Annotated in this window: 10 protein-coding genes and 1 tRNA gene; 2 read left to right on the top strand and 9 right to left on the bottom strand. The window is 62.5% G+C overall.

The features are described 5' to 3' along the window. Positions 1–15 precede the first annotated feature (15 nt). From MNR02_RS11640 to MNR02_RS11615, 6 genes are all read right to left on the bottom strand, one after another. Positions 16–537, bottom strand: coding sequence for a hypothetical protein (locus MNR02_RS11640; protein ID WP_241946888.1), 522 nt, complete (start codon positions 535–537; stop codon positions 16–18). Further along, on the bottom strand, positions 518–1,312 hold the full coding sequence (gene iolB / locus MNR02_RS11635; RefSeq protein ID WP_241946887.1) for a 5-deoxy-glucuronate isomerase: 795 nt from the start codon (positions 1,310–1,312) through the stop codon (positions 518–520). The genes MNR02_RS11640 and iolB overlap by 20 nt, the downstream gene beginning before the upstream one ends. 36 nt (positions 1,313–1,348) lie before the next feature. Continuing rightward, the gene (iolE, locus tag MNR02_RS11630; RefSeq protein ID WP_241946886.1) at positions 1,349–2,266 is read right to left on the bottom strand and encodes a myo-inosose-2 dehydratase; all 918 of its coding nucleotides are present in this window, start codon (positions 2,264–2,266) and stop codon (positions 1,349–1,351) included. A 105-nt stretch (positions 2,267–2,371) separates the two neighbouring features. Next, a complete protein-coding gene (iolD, locus tag MNR02_RS11625; protein ID WP_241946885.1) occupies positions 2,372–4,222 on the bottom strand; it encodes a 3D-(3,5/4)-trihydroxycyclohexane-1,2-dione acylhydrolase (decyclizing) in 1,851 nt (616 codons plus the stop codon). Between the two features lie 20 nt (positions 4,223–4,242). Then, complete coding sequence (gene iolC / locus MNR02_RS11620) at positions 4,243–6,180, bottom strand: 5-dehydro-2-deoxygluconokinase (protein WP_241946884.1); 1,938 nt, start codon at positions 6,178–6,180, stop codon at positions 4,243–4,245. Positions 6,181–6,285: 105 nt separating this feature from the next. Further along, positions 6,286–7,158, bottom strand: coding sequence for a MurR/RpiR family transcriptional regulator (locus MNR02_RS11615; RefSeq protein ID WP_241946883.1), 873 nt, complete (start codon positions 7,156–7,158; stop codon positions 6,286–6,288). A 180-nt stretch (positions 7,159–7,338) separates the two neighbouring features. Between MNR02_RS11615 and MNR02_RS11610 the strand changes: the two genes are divergently transcribed. Together MNR02_RS11610 and MNR02_RS11605 are read left to right on the top strand one after the other, a co-directional pair. After that, the gene (locus MNR02_RS11610) at positions 7,339–8,460 is read left to right on the top strand and encodes a Gfo/Idh/MocA family protein (RefSeq protein WP_241946882.1); all 1,122 of its coding nucleotides are present in this window, start codon (positions 7,339–7,341) and stop codon (positions 8,458–8,460) included. A gap of 96 nt (positions 8,461–8,556) precedes the next feature. Beyond that, positions 8,557–11,904, top strand: a complete 3,348-nt coding sequence (locus tag MNR02_RS11605) for a caspase family protein (RefSeq protein ID WP_241946881.1) — start codon at positions 8,557–8,559, stop codon at positions 11,902–11,904. A gap of 108 nt (positions 11,905–12,012) precedes the next feature. Here MNR02_RS11605 and MNR02_RS11600 read toward each other — a convergent pair whose 3' ends face one another. The 3 genes from MNR02_RS11600 to MNR02_RS11590 form a co-directional block, all read right to left on the bottom strand. Further along, positions 12,013–12,384 (bottom strand): cupin domain-containing protein, encoded by a 372-nt coding sequence (locus tag MNR02_RS11600; protein ID WP_241948865.1) that lies wholly within the window; start codon positions 12,382–12,384, stop codon positions 12,013–12,015. A 210-nt stretch (positions 12,385–12,594) separates the two neighbouring features. Next, a tRNA-Ser gene (locus tag MNR02_RS11595) sits at positions 12,595–12,684 on the bottom strand. Positions 12,685–12,949: 265 nt separating this feature from the next. Beyond that, entirely contained in the window at positions 12,950–13,849 is a 900-nt protein-coding gene (locus tag MNR02_RS11590) for a tyrosine-type recombinase/integrase (RefSeq protein ID WP_371746665.1), read from the bottom strand. Positions 13,850–13,891: the final 42 nt, after the last annotated feature.

Here is a 13,891-nt window from a genome sequence, read left to right as displayed (position 1 = left end):
GGCTGCGCGTGATATTCACATCTGGTGAATCGTGGAGCGATAAAAGACGTGACGGAAAATCATTGGGAAGGCGACCGGTTTGACGGTCGGTGGGAAATCTTCCGGGACGAGCCCGATCACGGATGGATCCCGTGGCATGGCGGCCTGCCGCCGTTCACGACCGGCGATGTCGATGTGCGCCTGCGGTCCGGCCGCTTCATTTTCTATCGCGGTATCGTCCATATCGGGGGGCGGAAAAACGAGGGCGGCAACTGGGTTCATCTCGGTGAAATGGCCGATATCGTCGCCTATCGCCGTCATCCCAAGGAGGTCTTTCTCGGAGACCGCGAGGAGATCCTTCCCTTCTAGTCCGGCTTTCGGCCTGCCCTTCGTTTCTTCGCCCGGAAACGTTTCAAGGAGTTGAAAAATAAAGCCGATGGTATTCCGGCACCCGGTGCCGCCGCCAGCGAGACGGTCGGTGCCGGGCGATGTGATTGATTTCGTATTGCAATCCTGCGCCGATGATTCTGGTCCACAATCACCCCAGCAGCCACTCATGCTCCTTGGCGTTGTGGAACTTCCAGACGCGCTTCGGACCGGCCATAACGTTCAGGTAATAGAGGTCGTAGCCGTGAATGGTCGCGCAGGGGTGATACCCCCTCGGCACCAGCGTCACGTCGCCATCCTCCACTGCCATGGCCTCGTCCAGCGTACGGTCGTCGGTATAGACGCGCTGGAAGGCGAAGCCCTGGGGCGGGTTGAGGCGATGGTAGTAGATCTCTTCTAGCAGGCTTTCGTTCGGCAGGTCGTCCCGGTCATGCTTGTGCGAGGGATAGGACGAGGTGTTGCCGTTCGGCGTGATGACTTCGACGACGAGCAGCGAATGGGCCGAATTGTCGTCTTCCGGCATGATGTTATGCACATGCCTGATATTCGAGCCCTTTCCGCGATGAAGCTGCGCATGGGTACCCGGGGGAATGGGCTTCGCCTTGTAATCGCCGCCGCCCGGGGCCGAGCAGACGGCGAGTTCCAGATCGGTCTCCGCCGTCACCGACCAGTTGGAATCGGCCGGGATATAGAGTGCGTGCGGTGCGCCTTCGAAGGGGCTCATGCGCTCGCCGAGCACGCCGAAATCCTCGCCGCCCGCCGTCGCCTTGCCCTTGCCGGAAACCCAGACGAGGCAGACCTCGCGGCTGCCCGTTTCCGCCGCCACGATCTCGCCGGGCTTCATGCGGTGCAGGTCGAAGCCGACATAGGTCCATCCGGCGCTTTCGGGCGTGACATGGCTGACGCGGCCGTGGGTGCCCTGGGGTTTGACGAGCAGGTTCGGCATGGGTTCGGTCCTTTCATTCAGGCGTGCGGCTAGGGCTTACCCTTTTGGAAATCCTTCCGTCTCGACAGTATAACCGGCGGCGGTCATCACGCGCATCAGTTCGGCATGGCCGACTTCAGCCATCTTCGCCGGTGGAGCCTTGCGCGGATCCTGCTCGGCTTCGACGACGAACCAGCCTTCATAGCCGTAGTCGGCAAAGCGCTGCACGATGGCGCCGAAATCGAGCGAGCCGTCGCCCGGAACGGTAAAGGCGCCGAACGCCACCGCATCGAGGAAGGACTGTTTCGTGCGGTCGAGGCCATCCACGACCGACTGGCGGATATCCTTCACATGCACGTGGTTGATGCGGGCATGATGGTTGTCGATGGCGCGCAGCACGTCGCCGCCGGCAAAGGCGAGGTGGCCGGCATCGAGCAGCAGCGGAATGCCTTCGCTGGAATTCCTCATGAAGGCATCGAGTTCCGGCTCGGTCTCGACGACTGCGGCCATGTGGTGGTGGTAGGAGAGCGGCATGCCCTGTTCGGCGCACCATTCGCCGAAGGCGGTGAGGCGGCGACCATACGCCTTCATCTCGTCGTCGGAGAGGCGCGGCTTGGTGGCGAGCGGCTTGGAGCGGTCGCCCTGGATGGAGCGGCCGACTTCGCCATAGACGATGCAGGGCGCGTTGACGGCCTTGAACAGTTCGATCATCGGGGCGATGCGGTCCTTGTTGGCCGACAGTTCCTCATCGACCAGCGTGCCGGAAAACCAGCCGCCGCACAGCGTGACGTCGGCGGCGCGCAGGATCGGCAGCATTTCCTCCGGGCTGCTCGGAAAGCGGCGGCCCTGTTCCATGCCCGTGAAGCCGGCCGTGCGCGACTGGCGCAGGCACTCTTCGAGGGACACGTCGTCGCTCAGGTCCGGAAGATCGTCGTTCCACCAGGCGATGGGCGACATGCCGAGTTTGGCTTTCATGCGAGGCTCCATGGCGGGAGGCAACGGCCTCCCTGTCGATTGTCTTGTCCCATTCATTCTGCCTTCCTCTCGGGACAAGCCTGAGGGTGGCAGAGACGATACTTCCTAGCCCAAGGCCTGGGCTGCGCGGGCCTTCACATAGGCGATGCGCGCCTTGTTGACCTCGCTGCGGGGGCTGACTTCCGGCACCGCCACATCCCACCAATGGCCACCTTCCTCGGTGGTGATCAGCGGGTCGGTGTCGATGACGATGACCGAGGTGCGGTCGTTGCCCTTGCTCTGCTCGATGGCCGTTTCGAGATCGGCGATGGAGGACACCTTGACCGCGACCGCGCCCATGCTCTCGGCATGCGCCCGGAAGTCGATATCGGGCATCATCTCGATCATCGAGTCCTTGAGCAGATTGTTGAAGTTCGCGCCGCCGGTGCCCATCTGCAATCGGTTGATGCAACCGTAGCCGCGATTGTCGAGCACGATGATGGTCAGCTTCTGGCCGAGCATGATGGACGTCGAAAGCTCGGAATTCATCATCATGTAGGAGCCGTCGCCAACCATGACGACGACATCCGCCTCGGGCCGCGCCAGCTTCACCCCGAGCGCGCCGGCAATCTCGTAGCCCATGCAGGAAAAGCCGTATTCCATGTGGTAGCCGCCCGGCTTCTTCGCCTGCCACAGCTTGTGCAACTCGCCCGGCAGGCCACCGGCGGCGCAGACGAGGACGGAGTTCTCGCCGCCGATCGAACGCTGCACCGCACCGATGACCTGCGCGTCGGAAGGCAGGTCGGCATTGGTTGGTGCCGTCGCGCGGTTCGCCGCCGCCATCCATTCGCCCTTGCGGCTCTTGGCCGTCTGCGTGGAAGCCGAGGGTGCCGACCAGCCGCCTAGCGCTTGCGAAAGCAGCTTCAGGCCTTCCCGCGCATCCGCGACCAGCGGCTGGCTGTCATGCTTGGCGGCATCGAAGGGCGCGGTGTTGAGGCCGATCATCGTCACGCCGCCGTTCTTGAACAGCGCCCACGAACCCGTCGTGAAGTCTTGCAGGCGCGTGCCGACGGCGAGGATGACATCGGCTTCCTCCGCAAAGGCGTTGGCAGCCGAGGTGCCGGTCACGCCGACCGAACCCATGCACAACGGATGATCGTCCGCGATGGCCGATTTGCCGGCCTGCGTGACGGCGACGGGGATACCATGCGTTTCCGCGAAGGCCTGGAGTTCTACGGTCGCCTGTGAATAGAGCACGCCACCACCAGCGATGATCAGCGGCGTCCGCGCCTTGCGCAGCGTTTCGATGGCGGCGGCCAGTTCGTCCGTGTCGGGACGCGGGCGCCGGGTCGCCCAGACCTTTTCCTCGAACAGGCTGGCGGGATAGTCATAGGCCTCGGCCTGCACGTCCTGGCAGAGTGACAGCGTCACCGGCCCGCAATCGACCGGATCGGTCAGCACCTGCATGGCGCGCTTGAGCGCCGAGATGATCTGCTCGGGCCGCGTGATGCGGTCGAAATAGCGCGACACGCAGCGGAAGGCATCATTGACCGACACCGTGCCATCGCCGAAATCCTCGATCTGCTGGAGAACCGGGTCTGGAATGCGATTGGCGAAGATGTCGCCGGGCAGGAAGAGCACGGGCAGGCGGTTGACGTGCGCCACGCCGGCCGCCGTCACCATGTTGAGCGCACCCGGGCCGATGGAGGTCGTGCAGGCCATGAAGCGCTGGCGGAAGCTCGCCTTGGCGAAAGCGACCGCGGCATGCGCCATGCCCTGCTCATTGTGGGCGCGCAGCGTCGGCAGTTCCTCACGTACCTGATAGAGCGCTTCGCCCATGCCAGCGACATTGCCGTGGCCGAAAATGCCCCACACACCCGCGAAGATCGGCACCGTCTTGCCGTCGATGATCGTCTTCTGCGCGTTCAGGAAATGCGCAACGGCCTGCGCCATCGTCAGCCGGATCGTCTTGCCCATGATGTTCCTCCCGTATTCTGTTATTGCAGGCTGCGCGTGCGCAGCCATGCGTCGGTCAGTTCGCGGAAGCGGCTGGCCATGTCCGTGATCGCTGCCTCGTCGTCGATCTTGCCGGCCATCCAGGCGCGGGCGGCGTCGACGAAGATCGTGCGGCCGACGGCAAAACCTTTCACCGAAGGCGCGACGGTGGTCGCCTCGAAGGCCTTGACCAGATCTTCCGTCGGCGCCTCGAGACCGAGCAGCACGATGCCGCGGCAATATTCGTCGTTGCGTGCGATGACGGCTTCGATGTTCTTCCACGCCGCGCTCGACGCCTGCGGCTCCAGCTTCCACCAGTCCGGCTTGATACCGAGATCGTAGAGTTCCTGGAGTGCGGTCGAAACGGTGTCGTCGGTGAGCGGGCCGTTCTTGCCGGCGATGATCTCGACCAGCAGCTCGCGACCAACGCGGCGGGCGGCTTCGAAGAGCGTGCGCAGCTTCTCCTGCTGCTCCGTCTTGAGGGTATCAGGATCGTCGGGATGATAGAAGCACAGGCATTTGATGCAATGGTCGAGCGGCCATTCCACCAGCTGCGAGCCGATATCCTGGCTGAACTCGAAGCGTAGCGGCTTGGAGCCCGGCATTTCGACCGGGCGGCCGATCCACGAGAAACCCTTGGTTGCAGCGTCGAAAAAGGCGTCGCGGCCGAAACGTTCGTCGATCAGCATGCCGTAGCCCGGACGGCCCTGCGAGACGCGGGCGGCAGCCTCGACGGTCAGCCGCTTGAACGCGGAAATCCTGTCATGCGGCACCTTCAACTCGTCGGCCACATCGACAAGCTGCATGCGGTGGTCGCAGGCGAGTGCCATCAGCAGGGGAATGTCGGCCTGCTTGCGGTTCGTCGCCCAGTGGATGTGGTTGATCGCCTCGTCCTTGCGCAGCGCGCGATGCTTGCTGCCGTTCTTCAGGAAGAAGGTCAGTTCCTCCCAGCTCGGATATTCCGGCGAACACAGAAGGCGCGATACGGCAAAGGCACCGCAGGCATTGGCCCAGGTGGCGCAGGTCTTGTGATCCTCCCCCGTCAGCCAGCCGCGCAGGAAGCCGGACATGAAGGCATCGCCCGCACCCAGCACATTATAGACCTCGATGGGAAAGCCATCGCCCACCACGCCGTCTTCCAGATCGTCGGAGATCGGGCCGTCATAGACGATGCAGCCCATGGCGCCGCGTTTCAGCACGATGGTGGCCGGCGAAACGGCGCGGATCGCCTTGAGCGACGACAGCACGTCGTCGGCACCCGAGGCTATCATGATTTCCTCTTCTGTGCCGACGATCAGGTCGCAGTCCGGCAGGACCGATTTAAGGGTGGCGGACACCCGGTCGGACTTCACATAACGCTCGAAACCCTCGGCATGGCCGGCAAGGCCCCAGAGGTTCGGGCGGTAGTCGATGTCGAAGATGACCTTGCCGCCGCTTTCCTTCGCGATGCGGATCGCCTTGCGCTGCGCAGCTTCCGTGTTGGGGCGCGAAAAGTGCGTGCCGGAGACCAGAACGGCGCGCGAGGAGCGCACGAAGGCCTCGTCCACGTCACCTTCGTCCAGCGCCATGTCAGCGCAGTCGGTGCGCACGAAGATCATCGGCGAAACGCCTTCGGCTTCGATGGCGAGCAGCACGAGCGCGGTCAGCCGATCCTTGTCGGTCCTGATGCCCTCGACATTGACGCCTTCGCGGGCGGATTGCTCGCGAATGAAGCGGCCCATCTGCTCGTCACCGACGCGGGTGATCAGCGCCGACCTGAGGCCGAGGCGGGCCGTGCCGATCGCGATATTGGCCGGGCAGCCGCCCACGGACTTGGCGAAGGAGGCGGTGTCCTCCAGCCGCGTTCCGAGCTGCTGGCCGTAGAGATCCACCGACGAACGGCCGATCGTGATCACGTCGAGCGACTTCGCCGGGCTCTCGCGGCGATCGATGTTGGGCATGTCTTCCTCCCGGTCTCGCGGCGCCTTCGGGAAGGCGATGCGGCATTCTCGGAAAATGAAACATGAATTCTATTATTATGTCAATTCGGAATATTCATTCCATTTTTATTCTCCGGCATTCCGCCTTGGTGTGCGCTTGAGACTGCGCCGGCGCTCGGCGATCGCAACGGGCAGCGCCATCGCAAGCGCCATGGAGGCCGAAAGCGAGCGAAAGCCGGCATAATCGGCCTCAGACACCTCGAACCAGTGGGTGGCGGTGGCGGCAAGCGGCGAGAACACCGAGTCGGTGATCGCGATGATCGGAACGCCGCGGCCCGCCAACTCCTGCGCCTGCGTCAGGCTTTCGGCGGCGTAGGGTGAAAAGCTTGCCGCAATCACCGCGTCCTTGCCGGTGGCGAATTGCGCCATTTCGGTATCGATGCCGTTGGGCGATGCGATGATCTGGTGGCGGATGCCGAGCTTGCCGAACGCATAGGCAATATGCGCCGTCAGCGGATAGGACCGGCGCTTGGCGACGAGATAGATCGTTTCCGCCCGCGCGAGCACATCCACCGCTTTCGAAAATGTCTCGCCATCGACCGTGCTGGCAAGCCGCGCCACCGACTGGCTTGCCGCGTTCAGGAAGCCGGAAAGCAGTTCGGCATCGCTGCCGGCCGTTGCGCCGGCCTCCAGCGACAGCAGCCGCTCCTCATACGAAAGCGTGCGGTCGCGCAGCCGGGCGCGAAAGACATTCTGGAGGTCGGAAAAACCGTCGTAGCCGAGATGGTGGGCAAGGCGCACCAGCGTCGAGGGCTGCACGTCCGCAGCCGTTGCAATGCTCGCTGCGGTGCCGAAGGCCATGTCGTCAGGGTTGGACAGCGCATAGGCCGCCACCTGCGCCAGCCGCTTCGGCATGGTCTCCTTGCGCTCGATGATGACGCTGCGCAGGCTTTCAAAATCGCGGGGTACGCGGGTCTGGGCCGCTTCGCTGCTGGTCATGCATTCATTCTCCTCACGTTGCCGCTTCGCGAAAAACGGAATGAATATTCCATTATCAAGGAAAAGAAAGTTTTCATTCCAAATCTTTCCGGCTATGAATGACGTCAGCGCGCCCCTCTTGCGAGATATAGCAATTCCGGCGCGGGAGCGTAGCGGAATTCAGCGGACGGAGGAGACGTCATGAAGGCTCTTGGCATTGGACTGATCGGCACCGGCTATATGGGCAAGTGCCATGCGCTCGCCTGGAACAATGTCAGTACGGTTTTCGGCGACGTCGATCGCCCGCGCCTCGTGCATCTGGCCGAGGCCAATGGCGAACTCGCCGTTGCGCGTGCGAAGGAGTTCGGCTTTGCCAAAGCCACCGCGAACTGGCGCGATCTGCTGGCCGACCCTGAAGTCGACGTGATTTCCGTCACCACGCCCAATCAGTTCCACGCCGAAATGGCGATCGCCGCGCTCGAAGCGGGAAAACACGTCTGGTGTGAAAAGCCCATGGCAACGGACATCGGCGATGCAGAACGCATGCTTGCTGCCCAGCGCGCGTCCGGCAAGATCGCCGTGATGGGCTACAACTACATCCAGAACCCGGTCATGCGCCACATCCGTTCGCTGATCGACGAGGGCGCGATCGGCACCGTCAATCACGTCCGCATCGAGATGGACGAGGATTTCATGGCCGATCCGCAGGCGCTGTTCTATTGGAAGAGCGAGGCGTCATCCGGTTATGGTGCGCTTGATGATTTCGCGGTGCATCCGCTGTCGCTGCTGTGGAGCCTGTTCGGCCATGTCGAGGCGGTCATCGCCTCGCTTGCCAAGCCCTATGCCGACCGTCCCACGAAGGACGGCGGTCGGCGCGCCGTCGAAAATCACGATATCGCCAGTGTTCTGATGCGCCTTTCCGGCGGCATTTCCGGCGTGCTGATGGCGAACCGCTCCGCCTGGGGGCGCAAGGGCCGCATCGCCCTGCAGATCTATGGCTCGACGGGTTCGATCCTCTACGATCAGGAGCGCATGAACGAGTTCCAGCTCTATACGACCGATGGTCGCGCCACCGAACAGGGCTTTTCCACAATCCTGACCGCCCCTCATCACAAGCCCTATGACAGGTTCATTCCGGCGCCGGGCCACGGCCTCGGCTTTAACGATCTCAAGGTCATAGAATGCCGCGAGCTGATGGCCGCCATCGCCGGGAAACCATCCCATGCCATCGATTTTGTCGATGGCCTGCGCATCGAAAAATCCGTGCATGCCATGGCCCGCTCCCATCGCGAGGAGCGCTGGGTGGAGGTCGATGCCGGGTGAGCTCCGCCGGCCAGGATAAAAAATTCCGAATGCCCCCACATTGAAACGGGCATGCCCATACGTAATAGTGGCGGCAATAATGCCGGAGGTAAGGGCATGTTAAGACGCGTACAAAAACACTGGGCGCCGGTATTCTTCGTGTCTGTCGCCGTCGTGGTGTTCAATGCGGGCGCTGCGGAGGCGAAGCGCGTTGCGCTGTTGATCGGCAATCAGAAATACGAAGAGACCGCCCAGCTCAACAATCCCGCGAACGACGTGGAGCTGATGCGCGCCTCGTTCCAGAATGCGGGCTTCGATTCCGTCAAGACGGTGTTCGATCTCGACCGCTCCGCCATGGTCAAGGCGCTGCGCGAATTCGAGGACGAATCGGTCGATGCGGACATGGCGGTGGTCTATTATTCCGGCCACGCCATGGAAATGAATGGGGTCAACTACCTGATCCCCGTCGACGCGGCGCTGAAGAGCGACAGGGATGTCGAGGACGAAAGCGTGGCCATCGATCGCGTGCAGCGGTCGCTGGAGGGCGCCAAGAAGCTGAAGCTGTTCATTCTCGATGCCTGCCGCAACAATCCGTTCTCCGCGCAGATGACGCGCTCGATCGGCACGCGTGCCGTGTCGCGCGGCCTTGCGCGCGTCGAGCCTGAATCGGCGGATACGCTGATCGCTTTCGCGTCGAAGGCCGGTACTGTGGCGCTGGACGGGGAGGGCAAGAACAGCCCGTTTGCCACCGCGCTTGCCAAGTACCTTACGGAACCCGGCCTCGATGTGCGTATCGCGCTCGGCAAGGTTCGCGACGAGGTGGTGCAGGCCACCAATCGCGAGCAGGAGCCTTTCGTCTACGGTTCGCTCGGCGGTGCGCAGATCTTCCTGAACATCAAGGAAGTGAACATCAACATCACCAACAGCGGCAACACGCAGGAGGTCTCGCCCAACGGCCAGTCCGAGGCGGCGGCCGACTGGCAGAACATCCGCGACCTCGCCGACGAGGACCTGATCAACGCCTTCATCGCCAAGCACGGCAAGGACCCGGTCTACAAGATGCTGGCGGAAAAGAAGCTCGCCGGCCTCAAGGAAGCGACCGAGACGGAAGGGCAGGATGCGGCGGGCATCGCCTGGGAGGCGCTCACGGGCTCGACCGATGCGGCCGCCCTCCAGCGCTTCATCGAGCGCTATCCCGACAGCCAGCACCGCAGCGACGCCGAACAGCTGATCGCCGCGCTGGAACCCAAGAAGGGGCTCAGCGTCAATGTCGCCGGCAAGGAAACGCCGGCCTCGCGCGATTGCTTCCTGCTCGCCGGCGAGCCGCAGTCGCTGCCCGGCTTCATGGGCGTTAACTTCCTGAAGATCGATGCCAAGCGCGCGCTCACCGCCTGCGCTCAGGCCGTCAACGAGAACCCGTCCGACGGCATGCTCGTAAACCTGCTCGGCCGCGCGCATGACGCAGACCGCAACTATATCGAGGCGCGCCGCAACTACGAAAAGGCGATCGAACTCGGCAACATGTATGGCCTCACCAACCTCGCTTGGTTCTCGGTCTATGGGACGGATGGCCCCGTCGATGTGCCGAAGGGCCTGTCGATGTTCGAGAAGGCTGCGGTTGCCGGAAATTCCTATGCGCAGGCCTCGCTCGGCTGGCTTTACCGCGAAGGCTACGGCGGTACGCGCCAGGATTATAATGAAGCGGTGAAGTGGTATCAGCAGTCGGCCAATCAGGGCTACGCCAATGCCATGGCGACGATGGGCTGGTTCTATCGCGAGGGCCTCGGCGTCTCGCAGGATTATGTCCAGTCGCTCACCTGGTATCGCAAGGCCGCCGATGCGGGCGATGCCAATGCCATGTCGTCGCTCGGCTGGGCCTATCAGAACGGCCTCGGTACCGCGCAGAACTATGCCGAAGCCAAGGTCTGGTACGAGAAGGCCGCCAATATGGGCGACGCCTACTCCATGGCCTCTCTTGCCTGGCTCTACGATGTCGGCAACGGCGTGAAGCAGGATTATGTGGAAGCCCGCTACTGGTATGAAAAGGCCGCCAATGCCGGCAGCGCCTATGCCATGGGCAACCTCTCTCGCCTTTACGATCAGGGCCTCGGCACGCCGGCCGATGCCAAGGAAGCCGTTCGCTGGGCGGCGGCGGCCGTCGAAAGCGGCGACGCCAACAAGCTGAAGGAACTGAAGGAAACCCCCGGCAACTTCACCGTCGCCTTCCGCACGGAGCTGCAGAACCTGCTGCGCGAACGCGGCTACTACAGCGGTTCGTCCGATGGCGAATTCGGCGCGGCGACGATCGCCGCCATCGATGGGCTCGCGACCGGCCGCACCGGCAGTGCCTCGGTCTCCAGCGGCGGCACGTCGACCATCACCACTGGCCAATCCTCGACGGTGCTCACCGGCTCGGATGCGGACCAGTGTTACGAACTGGCCGGCGAGCCGAACCTGCGTCCCGGCTTCCTCGGCAAGCTCTTCACGCAGATCGACTACGGTCGTGCGATCCCGGTCTGCGAGGCGGCGCTCAACGCCAATCCGTCCGACAACGGCATTCGCAACATGCTGGGCCGCGCGCACGATGCGGCGCGCAACTACAGCCAGGCCCGCGAATATTACCAGAAGGCGGCGGACGAGGGGAACCTCTACGCCCTGACCAACCTGGCCTGGTATTCGATCTACGGTACGGATGGTCAGGTCGACATGGCCAAGGGCATCCGCATGTTCGAACAGGGTGCCAATGCCGGTAATCCCTATGCGCAGGCTTCGCTCGGCTGGCTCTATCGCGAGGGCTACAACGGCACGCGCAAGGACTATGACGAGGCCATCAAGTGGTACCGCAAGTCCGCTGAACAAGGCTATGGCAATGGCCAGGCCACCATGGGGTGGTTTTACCGCGAAGGTCTCGGCACGGCGCGTGACCTGACCCTTTCGCTCGAATGGTACAAGAAGGGCGCGGAAGGCGGCGACATCAACGCCATGTCCTCGGTCGGCTACGCCTATCAGTCCGGCCTCGGCGTTCCCGTCGATTACGCCGAAGCCCGCAAGTGGTACGAGAAGGCGGCAGCCTTCAACGACTACTATTCGATGGCCTCGCTGGGCTGGCTTTACGATGCCGGCAACGGCGTGAAGCAGGATTACGCTCAGGCCATCAGCTGGTATGAAAAGGCGGCCAATGGCGGCAATACCTATGCGATGGGCAACCTCTCGCGCCTCTACGACTACGGTCTCGGCACCCGCGCCGATGCCAAGGAGGCAGCGCGCTGGGCAGCCGCCAGCATCGAGGGTGGTGATCAGGGCAAGCTTTCGGAACTCAAGGGCTCGCCGTCGAACTTCACGCCACAGTTCCGCAAGGCGTTTCAGCAGATCCTGAAGGACCGTGGCTACTACAACGGCCCAATTGATGGCGACTTCGGCGCTTCCACCCAGAACGCCATCGATCGCCTCGCCGCCCGCGCCTGATACGCTGCCGGTCGAAAAATCGAAGCCTCCGGAAACGTTCGTTTCCGGAGGCTTTCTCGTTTCGGGGAGTCGTTAACCAGCGCCTTCAAGCCTGCGCAATTCGACAGGTCAGATCCAGATATCGTTTTCGGCCGTACGTTCGCCGCCGGCTTGGCCCGTGTTCAGCACCCCGCGCGGCTCGATCAGCAGAAGATGGACTTCCCTCTGCGCAAAGGGCTTGTGTTCCACGCCCTTCGGAACGACGAACATTTCGCCCGGCCGAATCGTCACGGCGCCATCGCGAAAATCGATCCGCAATTCTCCATCGAGGACGATGAACGTCTCATCCGTCTCCGGGTGATCATGCCAGATGAAATCGCCTTCGATGCGCACGAGCTTGAACTGATAGTCGTTCATCTCCGCGACGACGCGCGGCTGCCACAGGTCTTTGATCCCGGACAGTTTTTCTGAAAATCGGATGGTTTGGTACGTGCTGTCCATCTTGCCGCTCTCCTTTGTTGAGCGCGGTGAATAGGCGTGTTTGCAGATCCGTTCTTGAACGATCGTGCAGGGACAGGCCCGGACAGATTTGTCTCGGTGGGACCGGGTGACCGAATGCATCTTAACGGCAGGGCAGGCGGCTACTCACTTCGCGGCAAGGAGCGAACTGTGCAACCATTCGGCATTATACAAGATGGCAGAAGGGGAAACTGGCGGAGAAGAAGGGATTCGAACCCTCGATACCGTTTCCGGTATACTCCCTTAGCAGGGGAGCGCCTTCGACCACTCGGCCACCTCTCCGCTCGCGATTTCACTATGCGGCATGGGTCGGGATTGCAAGGCATTTTTAGATTTTTGCGACAATATCCAGAATTTCTCGCGCCTTAGGCCAATGTGCAGTCCGCTGCACGCGCAGCCGTCTTTTGCGTGTTGACCGCTCAGGGCCGTCTGGGCATCTGCCGCCGTTTCAGGCCCTGACAAATCATGCCCGGACCTGCTGCCAAAATCCTGTGATTCGGGGGGAGGAATGCCTCCCTCCGGCCAATGACGACGCCATGCTGTTTGCCTACGGCGCCTTGATACGGGCGGCGTGCTCCAGAACGGGGACACAGACATCGAGATCGCCGGATGCGAGATGCGCATAACGCATCGTCATCTGCAGCGTCTGGTGCCCGAGCCATGTCTGCACGCGCCTGATATCGATGCCGCCCTGAACGAGCCGCGATGCACAGGTGTGTCGCAGAATATGCGGAACGACATCCGGTTCCGAGCCGAGGCCAACCTCCTGCTTCGCCTCGTTCCAGGCCGCCCTGAATTTCGCCTGGACAATGCTCGTGAAAGGTCCGCGTCGCTTGCGCTCTGATGCCTGGATGGCCGCGGCTGCCCTCTCGGTGAGCGGAACAGAGCGGCTTTTGCCGCTTTTCGTCAGCCAGAACGTCACGCGATCCTGATTCAGATCCTGCCATCGAAGGCCGATACCCTCGCCCAGCCGCGCCCCCGTATCGATAAGGAAGGTACAGAAGCGACCGTAGAGCTCCGATTTCTCGGATATGGCGGCAAAGAGCCGGTTTTCCTCTTCCGGCTCGAGAAAGCGGATGCGCCCGGCCTTCTCCTTCAGGCGCTTGAACTCCGGCAGGCCCTGGATATCGCCCATCTTCTGGGCCTTCTTCAGGAGCTTGCTGAGTGCGGCCATCTTGCGGTTGATGGTGGCATTGCTGTTGCCGCGCTTGCGAAGCGCGCCCGTCAGCGTGTCCATCATCTCGTCGGTAAACTCCGAGAATTCGGCACCGAGCAGGACCTCGTCGAGTTCGCCGACAAAAGACGTCACATTGTATTTATGCGAGCCCGGTTCCCAGAGAACATCGACGTATCGATCGAGCAGGGCGCGAAGCGATGCCTGATTACGGGCGCTCTGAAACTGATAATTCAAGCGGTAGGGGCCGCTCATCAATGGAGGGTTTAACATGTCGACCTTGCTACGCCACGTTGAGCGCGTATTGGTTGCATC

Source organism: Shinella sp. H4-D48, assembly GCF_022637395.1.
GTDB lineage: Bacteria > Pseudomonadota > Alphaproteobacteria > Rhizobiales > Rhizobiaceae > Shinella > Shinella sedimenti.
Note: the sequence above shows the minus strand (reverse complement) of the source record. Positions and strands in the feature narration are given on the sequence as shown.

Coding starts and splice junctions, on each gene's coding strand:
- MNR02_RS11640 (WP_241946888.1), bottom strand. CDS start 537: ATGAGTGGCTGCTGGGGTGATTGTGGACCAGAATCATCGGCGCAGGAT.
- iolB (WP_241946887.1), bottom strand. CDS start 1,312: ATGCCGAACCTGCTCGTCAAACCCCAGGGCACCCACGGCCGCGTCAGC.
- MNR02_RS11590 (WP_371746665.1), bottom strand. CDS start 13,849: ATGTTAAACCCTCCATTGATGAGCGGCCCCTACCGCTTGAATTATCAG.
- MNR02_RS11615 (WP_241946883.1), bottom strand. CDS start 7,158: ATGACCAGCAGCGAAGCGGCCCAGACCCGCGTACCCCGCGATTTTGAA.
- iolD (WP_241946885.1), bottom strand. CDS start 4,222: ATGGGCAAGACGATCCGGCTGACGATGGCGCAGGCCGTTGCGCATTTC.
- MNR02_RS11610 (WP_241946882.1), top strand. CDS start 7,339: ATGAAGGCTCTTGGCATTGGACTGATCGGCACCGGCTATATGGGCAAG.
- MNR02_RS11605 (WP_241946881.1), top strand. CDS start 8,557: ATGTTAAGACGCGTACAAAAACACTGGGCGCCGGTATTCTTCGTGTCT.
- iolC (WP_241946884.1), bottom strand. CDS start 6,180: ATGCCCAACATCGATCGCCGCGAGAGCCCGGCGAAGTCGCTCGACGTG.
- iolE (WP_241946886.1), bottom strand. CDS start 2,266: ATGAAAGCCAAACTCGGCATGTCGCCCATCGCCTGGTGGAACGACGAT.
- MNR02_RS11600 (WP_241948865.1), bottom strand. CDS start 12,384: ATGGACAGCACGTACCAAACCATCCGATTTTCAGAAAAACTGTCCGGG.